We start from the raw sequence: 10,722 nt of genomic DNA on the forward strand, positions 1-10,722 counted from the left end.
ACGCTCGGCTGGGAAACCCCAGCCGAGCGCCTGCATAAACTGCTCACGGCCTGATCAACACAACCGCGTGTTGCAACGACCGCTAGAAACCGCCGTGCGACCGGGGCCCCTTCGCCGTGTACGGGCGGCTGTGCCCTGTGCGGGAGCCGTGTGCGGGACGCGGCTACGCCGTCTTCTGCTCCCCCGGGCCCCGGCCGCGGGCGTCGCGCGGGATCAGGGTGGGGTTGACGTTGGAGTGGACGACGTCGGCGGTGACGACGACGCGGGCCACGTCCTTGCGGGACGGCACCTCGTACATCACCGACATCAGGACCTCCTCCATGATGGCGCGCAGACCACGGGCGCCGGTCTGGCGGAGGATGGCCTGGTCGGCGATGGCTTCCAGGGCCTCGCGCTCGAAGTCCAGCTCCACGCCGTCGAGTTCGAACAGGCGCTGGTACTGCTTCACCAGGGCGTTGCGCGGCTCGACCAGGATCTTCAGCAGGGCCTCGCGGTCGAGGTTGTGGACGCTGGTGATCACGGGGAGGCGCCCGATGAACTCGGGGATCATGCCGAACTTGACCAGGTCCTCGGGCATGACGTCCTCGAACTGGTCCTTGGCCTCCAGCTCCCGCTTGGAGCGGATCGTCGCGCCGAAGCCGATGCCCTTGGCGCCGGCGCGGCCCTCGATGATCTTCTCCAGACCGGAGAAGGCGCCGCCCACGATGAACAGGACGTTCGTCGTGTCGATCTGGATGAACTCCTGGTGCGGGTGCTTGCGGCCGCCCTGCGGCGGCACCGAGGCCGTGGTGCCCTCGAGGATCTTCAGCAGGGCCTGCTGCACGCCCTCGCCGGAGACGTCGCGCGTGATCGACGGGTTCTCGCTCTTGCGGGCGACCTTGTCGATCTCGTCGATGTAGATGATCCCGGTCTCGGCCTTCTTGACGTCGTAGTCGGCCGCCTGGATCAGCTTCAGCAGGATGTTCTCGACGTCCTCGCCCACGTACCCGGCCTCGGTCAGCGCGGTGGCGTCGGCGATGGCGAACGGGACGTTCAGCATCCGGGCCAGGGTCTGGGCCAGCAGGGTTTTGCCTGAGCCCGTGGGGCCGAGCAGCAGGATGTTGGACTTGGCCAGCTCGATGGCGTCCTCACGGCCCTGGCCGCCGCCGTTCTCGCCGGCCTGGACGCGCTTGTAGTGGTTGTAGACCGCCACGGAGAGGGACTTCTTGGCCGCCTCCTGACCCACCACGTAGCCGTCGAGGAACTCGTAGATCTCGCGGGGCTTGGGCAGTTCCTCCCAGCGCACCTCGCTCGTCTCCGCGAGTTCTTCCTCGATGATCTCGTTGCAGAGGTCGATGCACTCGTCGCAGATGTACACACCGGGCCCTGCGATGAGCTTCTTGACCTGCTTCTGGCTCTTGCCGCAGAACGAGCACTTGAGCAGATCGCCGCCGTCACCGATGCGTGCCACGGTGTGCTTCCCCTTCGCCTGGGAGACGCCTGGACGTATGCGGTCCAGCGGCTCCTGGTGCTGCCTTATGTCGACGGTACCTTGCCCGGCCCCCCGTTCGGGTCCCCCTTGGCACGGTTCACTTCGACGTGACCGTGTCCAAGGGGTCCGGGCGGCCCGGCGTCCGCGTCAGCGGACGGCGGCGTTGTTCATCTTCCGGGTCGAGATGATCTGGTCGATCAGCCCGTACTCCAGGGCCTCCTCGGCCGTGAGGATCTTGTCGCGCTCGATGTCCTCGCGGATCTTCTCGACCGGGGTGGTGGAGTGCTTGGCCAGCATCTCCTCCAGCTGCGAACGCATCCGGAGGATCTCGTTGGCGGCGATCTCCAGGTCGGAGACCTGGCCGCGGCCCGTCTCGCTGTAGGGCTGGTGGATCAGCACGCGCGCGTTGGGCAGCGCCATGCGCTTGCCCGGCGTGCCCGCCGCGAGCAGGATCGCGGCGGCGGAGGCCGCCTGGCCCATGCACACCGTCTGGATGTCGGGCTTCACGAACTGCATCGTGTCGTAGATGGCCGTCAGCGCCGTGAAGGAACCGCCGGGGCTGTTGATGTAGACCGAGATGTCCCGGTCGGGGTCCATCGACTCCAGGCACAGCAGCTGTGCCATGACGTCGTTGGCGGAGGCGTCGTCGATCTGGACGCCGAGGAAGATCACGCGCTCCTCGAAGAGCTTCGCGTACGGGTCGTACTCGCGCACGCCCTGCGAGGTGCGCTCGACGAAGCGCGGGATCACGTAGCGGGACTCGGCCGTGGGACCGGTGTACTCGGCCTTGGGGGCGCCTCCCGCGCCGTTGAGGCTGTGAGGGAGGGCATAGAGGCCGCTGCCGGGGAAGTCGTTCACGATGTCTCCTGGAAAAGGGCTGGGCGGTCGGCTGAGGGGCTGGCTGGGCTGCACGGGGCCGCTGGGGCGGCCGTGGCGGTCCGTCGGGGTCCGCGACGGCCCGGGCCTCCGCGAGCGCCGCTCAGGGGCGCTGCGGCCCGCTGGGAGCGGCTCAGGCCCCGGTGCCGCCGCCACCCGGCATACCGGTGGCCGAGGTGATGACGTCGTCGATGAGGCCGTACTCCTTGGCCTCGTAGGCGTCGAACCAGCGGTCGCGGTCCGAGTCGCGGGTGATCTGCTCGAAGGTCTGGCCGGTGTGCTGGGCGGTCAGCTCGGCCATCCGCTTCTTGGTGTGCAGCAGGCGCTCGGCGTGGATCTTGATGTCCGATGCCGAACCGGCGAGGCCGGCGGACGGCTGGTGGATCAGGATCTCGGCGTTCGGCAGGGCGAAGCGCTTGCCCGGGGTGCCCGCGCTGAGCAGGAACTGGCCCATCGAGGCGGCGAGGCCCATGGCGATGGTCACCACGTCGTTCTTGATGTACTGCATGGTGTCGTAGATCGCCATGCCGGCCGTGATCGAGCCGCCGGGGCTGTTGATGTACAGGTAGATGTCCTTGTCCGGGTCGGCGGCAAGGAGCAGCAGCTGTGCGGTGATCTTGTTCGCGATGTCGTCGTCGACCGGCTGGCCGAGGAAGATGATCCGCTCGTTGAGCAGCCGGTTGTAGACCTGGTCGCCGAGGCCGCCACCGATGGAAGGCTCGCCGGCGGCGGAGGGCATCAGATTCGTCACGTATCCACCTGCTCGTCTTACGACGGCGCCGGGCCGTCTCACGTGTACTGCCGGGGCGTGGGGCCGTCCGGCGGTTTTCGGGGACTCCCCTGCCCTCGTATTCATGGACCCTAACGCGCGGCTCCCTTCGGGGAATCCCGCTGAGGGGGGTGTTCGCCGGGGGCGTAGCGCGGGGGCCGCGGCGGCGCGGCGGGCGGGTACGCCGATGGGCCCCGGGAAGCGCTCCCCGGGGCCCATCGTACGTACGTCTCGGGCGACGCGGCGGGTGGATCAGGCCTCGGCCTTCTCCTCGCCCTCGCTCTCGCCCTCGGTCCCGGCGGCGTCGGCGGTCGCGGCCTCGGCGGCCTCGTCCTCCTCGTCCTCCAGGTCGACGATCTCGCCGTTGGTGTCCTTCACGGTCGCGGCCTCGACCACGACGGCCAGGGCCTTGCCGCGGGCGACCTCGCCGACGAGCAGCGGAACCTGGTTCTGCTGGACGACGGCCTGCGCGAACTGGTCGGGGGACATGCCGGAGGAGGCGGCGCGGCGCATGAGGTGCTCGGTCAGCTCCTCCTGGCTGACACCGAGCTTCTCCTTGTTGACCAGCTCGTCCAGGACGAACTGCGTCTTGATGCCCTTGACCGCGGCCTCGCGGGTCTCGGTGTCGAACTCCTCGGCGGTCTTGCCCTGGATCTCCAGGTACTTGTCGAGGGTGAGACCCATCTGGCCGAGCTGGTGGTGCTCGAGGTTGTGCTTGCGGGTGTTGATCTCGTCCTCGAGCAGCTTCTCGGGGACGGGCACCTCGACCAGCTCCAGCAGCTTCTCCAGGACGCGCTCCTGGGCCTGCGTGGCCTGGTCGTACTGCTTCATGTTCTCCAGGCGCTTGCGGCTGTCCGCCCTCAGCTCCTCGAGGGTGTCGAACTCGGAGGCGAGCTGCGCGAAGTCGTCGTCCAGCTCCGGCAGTTCGCGAGCGGCGACCTGGGTGACCTTGACGGTGACCTCGGCCTCCTTGCCGGCCGCAGAGCCGCCCTTCAGCTCGGAGGTGAAGGTGGCCTCGCCACCGGCCTCCAGGCCCTTCACGGCGTCGTCGACGCCGTCCAGCAGCTCACCGGAGCCGATGGTGTAGGAGACGCCGTTGGCGATGCCGTCCTCCAGCACCTCGCCGTCGACCTTGGCCTCCAGGTCGATGGTGACGACGTCGCCGTCCTCGGCGGCGCGCTCGACGGGGGTGGTGGAGGCGAAGCGCTCGCGCAGCTGCTCGACCGCCTTCTCCACGTCCTCGTCGGTCACCTCGACGGCGTCGACCTCGACCTCGATGCCGGAGTAGTCCGGGATCTCGATGGTCGGGCGGACGTCCACCTCGGCGGTGAAGTTCAGCGTCTCGCCGTCCTTCAGCTCGGTGATGTCGACCTCGGGCTGGCCCAGCGGGTTCAGCTCCGCCTCGTTGACCGCCTCGGTGTAGAACTTCGGGAGCGCGTCATTGACGGCCTCCTCCAGCACCGCACCGCGGCCGAAGCGCTGGTCGATGACCCGGGCCGGGATCTTGCCCTTGCGGAAGCCCTTCACCGTGACCTGCTGGTTGATCTTCTTGTACGCCGCGTCGAGGCTGTCCTTGAGCTCCTCGAAGGGCACCTCGACAGTGAGCCGAACCCGAGTCGGGTTCAGGGTCTCCACGGCGCTCTTCACGGTTCGGTCTCCTTGTGGCTGACTTCTTGGGTTCTGCCGGAGCCAGACAGGTCCGGCAAATCTGCCGCCCGGAGGAGTTCGCAGGTCCTAGGACCTAGGACCGGACACACGGGCGCGCAGCTTGCATAGTAACCGGAGCCGCTCGGCGCCCCAAAAGGCGATCACGCGAGATGGGCCGACCGGCGGCCGGCTGATGGTCGGGGTGGCGGGATTTGAACCCACGGCCTTCCGCTCCCAAAGCGGACGCGCTACCAAGCTGCGCCACACCCCGTCTGGTGCGACACGTAGGGTACATGCCCGCAGCCAGTGCGACCGCCTCATTTCCCGGAGCGTCCCGGTGCGCGGGACGGCACACCGGGCGCACCGCATGGCCCCGCGCGCGCCCGCGCGACGCAGAGGCGGACGGGCGGCGGGCGCGCGCGGGTGGCGTGAACCCACCGCCGGACGCGCGGGGGCGCGGGCGCCGGGGCGGAGGCCGGCCGGCACGCGCCGCGCCGGCCCCGCCGCACGGCATCGCCGGGAGCGCGGGGCGGGCATCGCCGGGAGCGTGAAGCGGGGATGAAGCGGGGATACAGGGTGGCGCGGGGCCGCGCGGGTGAGGCGGTGCCCGGCGGTGCCGGTGCGGCGATCCGGGGGAAGGGGTGTGCGGCGAGCGCGTACGACCCGCTACGATGCCTTGTGTGCCGCGGTCACCCGACCAGCGGCGCGCTGTGTGTGCGGGCGTAGCTCAATGGTAGAGCCCCAGTCTTCCAAACTGGCTACGCGGGTTCGATTCCCGTCGCCCGCTCTGCATGACTCAGGCCCAGGTGAGAGGGTGTTTCCCGCTCCCTGGGCCTGAGTCGTTCTATGAGCCGGATCAGTTGTCCGTGCCCGCCACGTGCCCGTTCCGCCCGGCACCCCGCTTGAACGCCTTGACGATCATCTCGTCTACGGCGTCGGCGATCTCCCGTTCCCGGTCGTAGTTGGCGTGCTGGTAGATCAGCGCCGCGCGGGCCGTGCTGTGGCCGAGGCGAGCCATCAACTCCTTGGTGCTGGCGTTCGTGCGCGAGGCGAGGGTGTTGCCGGTGTGCCGAAGATCATGGAACCGCAGTCCCTTCACGCCGGCGTCGGCGCACGCCTTGTGCCACAGCCGGTTGAAGTGGTTCCGACGCGGCGTGGCCTTCTTCGCCCCGACGAACACGCGACCGTCAGCACCGCTTTCCGCGAACACCTTCATGTGGGTGACGAGCAGCGGCAGCACCGAGGCCGGCACGGCGACCAGCCGCTTACCGGCCGCGCTCTTGGGCGCCTTGTAGACCCGCTGGCCGCTGGTGAGTTCGGAGACAGCGCCGCGCACCCGGATCATGCCGTGCTCAAGGTCGATGTCGGACCGGTGCAGCGCGACCAGCTCACCCCAGCGCAGCCCGGAGAACGCGGCGAGCAGGACGAGCACCTTGTACCGGGGCTGAATCCTGTCCGCGATCGCGAAGACCTCGGGGATGCTCGCTGTGGGCCGCTCCGGGGTGACCACGGTGCCGCCGTTCTTGATCTGGCACGGGTTGCGGCGGATCAGGTCGTCTTGGACGGCGGTCCCCATGACCGTGCGGAGCAGAGCGTACGCCTTGGCGACCGTGGACGGGCCGACGCCGGCGTCGAGGCGAGCCCGGCGCCAGGTCCGTACGGCGGCCGGGGTGATGTCGGCGAGCGCCATCGCTCCGAAGGTGGGCGCCAGGTGCAGGCGGAGCAGCGAGGCGTACAGCTCGGCCGTCCGGGGCGCGAGCGGTCGTTCCTTCACCCAGGCCGCCGCGTAGTCACCGAAGGGCACGTTCCCGGCGTCGGGGTCGCGCCAGTCCCCTTGTCGCAGCTCGGACTGCCGGTCGGCCAGCCAGTCATCCGCCTCGCGCTTGGTGCGGAACGTCTCCGGGGCCGGGCGGTCGACACCGTCCGGGCCACGGTAGCGAGCCTGGTACCGGCCGGACGGAAGCTTGCGGACCCGGCCGAACTGTCGGCGCTTACCGGCCATCAGGCAGCCACCCCCCGAAGGCGAGCAGCCCGCCGGCGTGGCTCCACCGTGTTTGCGGAGATGAAGTCCCGTACCGCGCTCTCCGGGATGCGGACGTGCCGCCCGACCTTGACGTACGTGATCCGCCGTTCCTCGATCAGACGCCGCGGAAAGCGGACGGTGGTGCCGAGGATCTCGGCGACCTGATCAACGCTGAGGTACCGCTCATTCATGGTCGTCCCCTCCCTGGTGACGCGGGTCTGCGAGTTCTTCTCGGGCGGTTTCGCGGTTGTGCTGGATCTCCCGGCGGGTGTTGGCGGCGAGCCAGGATTCGCCGGGGGTATGGCCGTGGCCGGCATAGACCCAGTGGGCGAGGGTGAGCGTGGTCGCTTCCTCGTCGTCCGGGTCGGGCAGGCCGAGGGCTTCGCGTTGCTGTGCGGCGCGGTAGTCGGCGCGGGTCTGGCGCAGGGCGCCGAGGGTGGTGGAGTAGCGGCGGGACTTGGTGGAGAAGTGGCCGCGGAAGCCGAGCATGTGCGCCCAGTCCCGTAGCTTCCGGTCCGGGTAGAGCGGGTGAAGGTCTAGGCACGCGGTGATGAGCCGGGCCGGGTGGTCGGGGACGCCGAGGAGTTCGAGGGCCTCTTTGTTGCCGATGCGCCGGTCTACGGTGCCGGTGGTCTCGGCGGCTTTGGTGGCGTACTTGGCGACGTAGGAGGCGACGGCTTGTTCGGTGATCTCGGAGCCGTCGCCGAAGGCGCGGATCGGGCGTACGTCGAGCTGGGTGCCCCAGCGCAGGGTGCGGGCGGGCTGGTCCCCGGCGGGGGGCACGTCGACTTCGACGCGGGCGGCAGCGGCCCGGATCGAGTCGGTGAGCAGGTCGAGGGTGGCCCAGACCGGCGGCGGGCTGTCGGGTCCCTCGGGGCCGTCGAAGCGGATCACGGCGTGGAAGTGGACGGCGCCGCGCTTTTGGTACTCGGCGACCTTGCCGAAGGAGACCCGCGACTGTTCGCGGGCGGCTTTCTGGGTGAGGCCGGCGCGCTTGGCGATCTCGCGGCGCAGGTAGATCGTGAAGTAGCGCCACAGGTCGGAGGCGTGGTTGTTCCACAGCACCGCCCCCGCGTAGTCGTAGCTCTCGGGGTCGAGCGGGGTGCCCAGTTCGGGGGCGTCTTCGGGGTGGCGGGTGCCGCAGCGGCAGGACCGGTTGCCGGGCCGGTTGTGGACCGGGCCGAACGAGGGAGCGGTGAGGGTGGCGAAGACCCGCGGGTGATCCCGGATCGTGTCCGGGGTGCCCTTGGCGGGATCGCCGACGAGGCCGGCACGGATCAGGTGGTAGGTATCGCCGGCGTAGGTCCAGGCGCAGGCGGGGCAGCGGGAGGCCCGCCGGTTGCCGCACGCGAGACGCAGAACGCCGCCGGGCTCGGTGTCGGTCGAGTAGGAGTGCAGGACGTGCCCCGTCAAGGCGTCGCGGGTGACGGTGGAACCGTGGAGGCGGATCGGGTCGGTGCAGCCACCGGTGCGGCGGATCTGGTCCTGGATGCGGTCGAAGCCGGGGGACCCGGCCAGCCTCAGCAGGTCGTTGAGGGTGGCCGGGTCCAGGCCCGCCAGGGTGGCGGCATCGGTCACGCGGCCACCTCCAGCGCGGCCGGGACGACGGTGCGCAGGACGGCGGTGGCCAGGGGCGGGGGGACGGCGTTGCCGATCTGCTGGAACTGCTTGGTGCGCGAGCCGGCCCACGGGTAGCCGGCGGGGAAGCCCTGAAGAACGGCGGCTTCCTCGACAGCCAGGCGCCGGACCGGGGCGCCGTCGACGTCGATCCAGGAGACGTCGTTGAGAGCTTTGCCGAACAGCAGGGTCGGGGCGGGTTGGTCGAGGCGGCGCCGGGTCGCGGAGGGCCGGTTGCCGACCTTGAGCATCCAGGAGCGGGCGCGGCCGGTGACCGCCCACGAGGGGCCGGTGGTGGGGAAGCTGCTGCCGCCGGTGGTGTGGTTCCCGCGCGTGACGACCAGGGCGGGCGGGCAGCCCAGGACGTCGCCCATGGTCCGCCAGGGCGGGAGCCCGGCGCCGAACAGGTCGGTGGGGGTGCCGCCGTCGGCGTGGGTGGGTTCGGGCGGCAGGGCCGGGCGGGTGCGGGAGGCGATCAGGAAGGCGCGGCGGCGGGTCTGGGCCAGGCCGAAGTCCGCCGCGTTGAGGACGCCGGTCCAGGTCGAGTAGCCGACGCCGGCCAGGAGGCGGGCGGTGTGCTCGAACAGGGGCAGGACGGCGGGGACCTCTTCCAGGGCGATCCAGTCGGGTCGCAGGTCCAGGGCGTAGCGCAGGGGTTCCACGACGAGCAGGGACCGCGTGTCGGTGCAGGCAGCGCGCAGTTCACCGCGGGTGTCGCGTCCGTGGGCGAGGTCGTCCAAGGCTTGGTGGCACAGGGGCAGGTCGGTGTTCCCGGCGCGCAGGCCAGCGGCGCTGAAGGTCTGGCAGGGCGGGGAACCGATCAGCCCGGACACCTTCCCTCGCATGGGTGCGGTGGGGTGCTCGGCGACGTCGGCGTGGATGGTGGCGTGTCCGGCGGCCGTGCGGGTGGCGCAGACGGCGGGGTCCGTCTCGATGCCGGTGTCGGTCAGGCCGAGGGCGTGCAGGCCCTGGGACCAGCCGCCGGGGCCGGCGAAGAGGTCGAGGACCAACGAGTCGGCACGGTTGCTCACTGGTCGCCCTCCTTGGCCGGGTGGGCGTCGGTCCACGCTTCGGCGCACACCTTGTGGACGGGCTTGCCGGTGTCGGAGCGCAGCGGGGTGGGCTTGGTGCACAGGACGCACGGCTTGTCGCCGCTGTGGTCGAAGTGCTCGGGCGAGCGCCAGTCGAGGAGAGCCACGGCGGTCACCGCCCCGCGTGGGCGAGGCCGGCGGCGGGGACGCAGCCGGTGCCCTGGCAGGTCGGGCAGGTGACGCGGAGGGTGGCGCGGGTGCCGTCGCGGTGGTGGGTGCCGGTGGTGATGGCAACGGCGGCGAAGCCGTAGCAGTCGCGGCAGACGCGCGTGGTCTTGGCGTGCTGGGGCATGATGGGGCTTCCCTTTCGGGTCCGTTGGATCTGATGAGGGGTCCAGGCGCCCGGAGCGGCGGAAGTTTGGCGACCGAGGCCGCTCCGGGGGCCGTTCAGCGGTGCTTGTGCAGGTCCTTGACGAGCGAGCGCAGGACGACCGCGCACACGGCGACCGAGACGCCGGTGATCGCGACCGCGAGGAGCATGGAGACCAGGACCGCTCCGACGACCAGGACCACGGCGGTGCCGCCCCCCACGAGGGCGAGCGCGGTACCGGGGGTGAGCTGGACCGTGGGCCGGTTCGAGGCCGGGGCCACCGGAACCGGGGCAGAGGTGGGGACCGGGGCCGGGGTGTGGTCGGTCGTGGAGGCCGGGACCGGAACGGCGGGCGCGGTGTCCTGGGGCGGGTACTTCGGGGTGAACACGGGATCGTTCCTCCTGTCAGGCGGTGCAGCGGTGGGTGCGGGCGGCCAGTTCGGCGGCGGAGCGGTCTCGGTGGTCGGTGGAGAAGCCGCAGCCGGGTGCGGTGCAGGCGGCGGTGTGCCGGGTCTGGCCACGGCCGTTGTTGTAGGTGCCGACCTCGACCGGGCCGATGCGGATCACGTTGTAGAAGCGGTTCGGACGCACGGCGGGACTCCGTTTCTGATCAGGCGAGTTGGAGTTGAGCGGCGATGGCTTCGCAGGTGGGAGCGGGCAGCCCGAGCCGCGCGGTGAGCGCGTCGGCGGTGATCTGCTCGCCCGTGCTGCGGCGGTGCGCATCGGCGATCGAGCGGGCGTGATCGAGCAGCGCCGGCGGAACGGCCGGGGTGTCGGCGGGCGGCTTGGACGGTGCCGCAGTCAGCTCCGCCGCCGGGCCGGGAGCCGGGGCCGGGGCCGCCGGTTCGGAGGTGTCGGTGCGGTGCATCTCGACTTCCGGCGCCGGTTCCTCGCCTTCCTCGTCCCTCTCCAGTTCGG

12 protein-coding genes, 2 tRNA genes and 1 pseudogene are annotated in these 10,722 nt (G+C 70.7%); 1 reads left to right on the plus strand and 14 read right to left on the minus strand.

Going from position 1 to position 10,722, the window contains the following annotated elements:
• Positions 1–163: 163 nt before the first annotated feature.
• The 5 genes from clpX to AB0N63_RS35900 all read right to left on the minus strand — a co-directional run bounded on the left by clpX (position 164) and on the right by AB0N63_RS35900 (position 5,034).
• Positions 164–1,450 carry an ATP-dependent Clp protease ATP-binding subunit ClpX gene (gene clpX, locus AB0N63_RS35880; protein ID WP_009188601.1) on the minus strand — a complete coding sequence of 429 codons (1,287 nt, stop codon included), beginning with the start codon at positions 1,448–1,450 and terminating at the stop codon, positions 164–166.
• Positions 1,451–1,618: 168 nt separating this feature from the next.
• Complete coding sequence (locus tag AB0N63_RS35885; protein WP_365536180.1) at positions 1,619–2,329, minus strand: ATP-dependent Clp protease proteolytic subunit; 711 nt, start codon at positions 2,327–2,329, stop codon at positions 1,619–1,621.
• Positions 2,330–2,480: 151 nt separating this feature from the next.
• Positions 2,481–3,086, minus strand: coding sequence for an ATP-dependent Clp protease proteolytic subunit (locus AB0N63_RS35890; protein ID WP_019983797.1), 606 nt, complete (start codon positions 3,084–3,086; stop codon positions 2,481–2,483).
• A 282-nt stretch (positions 3,087–3,368) separates the two neighbouring features.
• The gene (tig, locus tag AB0N63_RS35895; RefSeq protein WP_365536182.1) at positions 3,369–4,763 is read right to left on the minus strand and encodes a trigger factor; all 1,395 of its coding nucleotides are present in this window, start codon (positions 4,761–4,763) and stop codon (positions 3,369–3,371) included.
• A 194-nt stretch (positions 4,764–4,957) separates the two neighbouring features.
• Positions 4,958–5,034: transfer RNA gene (locus tag AB0N63_RS35900), tRNA-Pro, on the minus strand.
• A gap of 445 nt (positions 5,035–5,479) precedes the next feature.
• Here AB0N63_RS35900 and AB0N63_RS35905 point away from each other — a divergent pair.
• Positions 5,480–5,550, plus strand: a tRNA-Gly gene (locus AB0N63_RS35905).
• 69 nt (positions 5,551–5,619) lie between these two features.
• Here the strand turns inward: AB0N63_RS35905 and AB0N63_RS35910 are convergent.
• The 9 genes and pseudogenes from AB0N63_RS35910 to AB0N63_RS35950 form a co-directional block, all read right to left on the minus strand.
• The gene (locus AB0N63_RS35910) at positions 5,620–6,765 is read right to left on the minus strand and encodes a site-specific integrase (RefSeq protein WP_365536184.1); all 1,146 of its coding nucleotides are present in this window, start codon (positions 6,763–6,765) and stop codon (positions 5,620–5,622) included.
• Positions 6,765–6,977, minus strand: coding sequence for an excisionase family DNA-binding protein (locus tag AB0N63_RS35915; RefSeq protein ID WP_164389249.1), 213 nt, complete (start codon positions 6,975–6,977; stop codon positions 6,765–6,767). The genes AB0N63_RS35910 and AB0N63_RS35915 overlap by 1 nt, the downstream gene beginning before the upstream one ends.
• Positions 6,970–8,364 (minus strand): replication initiator protein RepSA, encoded by a 1,395-nt coding sequence (repSA, locus tag AB0N63_RS35920; protein WP_365536187.1) that lies wholly within the window; start codon positions 8,362–8,364, stop codon positions 6,970–6,972. Before repSA ends, AB0N63_RS35915 begins: the two co-directional genes overlap by 8 nt.
• Positions 8,361–9,434, minus strand: a complete 1,074-nt coding sequence (locus AB0N63_RS35925) for a DNA cytosine methyltransferase (protein WP_365536190.1) — start codon at positions 9,432–9,434, stop codon at positions 8,361–8,363. Before AB0N63_RS35925 ends, repSA begins: the two co-directional genes overlap by 4 nt.
• Positions 9,431–9,601, minus strand: a complete 171-nt coding sequence (locus tag AB0N63_RS35930) for a hypothetical protein (protein ID WP_365536192.1) — start codon at positions 9,599–9,601, stop codon at positions 9,431–9,433. The genes AB0N63_RS35925 and AB0N63_RS35930 overlap by 4 nt, the downstream gene beginning before the upstream one ends.
• A gap of 5 nt (positions 9,602–9,606) precedes the next feature.
• Positions 9,607–9,786: a hypothetical protein gene (locus AB0N63_RS35935; RefSeq protein WP_365536195.1), complete on the minus strand. Its 180-nt coding sequence runs from the start codon at positions 9,784–9,786 to the stop codon at positions 9,607–9,609.
• A 95-nt stretch (positions 9,787–9,881) separates the two neighbouring features.
• Positions 9,882–10,193, minus strand: a complete 312-nt coding sequence (locus tag AB0N63_RS35940) for a SpdD protein (protein WP_365536198.1) — start codon at positions 10,191–10,193, stop codon at positions 9,882–9,884.
• 16 nt (positions 10,194–10,209) lie between these two features.
• On the minus strand, positions 10,210–10,395 hold the full coding sequence (locus AB0N63_RS35945) for a mobile element transfer protein (protein ID WP_365536201.1): 186 nt from the start codon (positions 10,393–10,395) through the stop codon (positions 10,210–10,212).
• A 19-nt stretch (positions 10,396–10,414) separates the two neighbouring features.
• Positions 10,415–10,722: pseudogene (locus AB0N63_RS35950) on the minus strand (SpdA protein); the annotation flags it as partial.

The sequence above is a fragment of the Streptomyces sp. NPDC093260 genome, assembly GCF_040683715.1.
Taxonomy (GTDB): domain Bacteria; phylum Actinomycetota; class Actinomycetes; order Streptomycetales; family Streptomycetaceae; genus Streptomyces; species Streptomyces sennicomposti.

What these genes read in the sequence shown, in the direction of transcription:
- AB0N63_RS35890 (WP_019983797.1), bottom strand. Translation starts at nt 3,086, where the DNA reads ATGCCCTCCGCCGCCGGCGAGCCTTCCATCGGTGGCGGCCTCGGCGAC.
- AB0N63_RS35910 (WP_365536184.1), bottom strand. Translation starts at nt 6,765, where the DNA reads ATGGCCGGTAAGCGCCGACAGTTCGGCCGGGTCCGCAAGCTTCCGTCC.
- AB0N63_RS35915 (WP_164389249.1), bottom strand. Translation starts at nt 6,977, where the DNA reads ATGAATGAGCGGTACCTCAGCGTTGATCAGGTCGCCGAGATCCTCGGC.
- AB0N63_RS35935 (WP_365536195.1), bottom strand. Translation starts at nt 9,786, where the DNA reads ATGCCCCAGCACGCCAAGACCACGCGCGTCTGCCGCGACTGCTACGGC.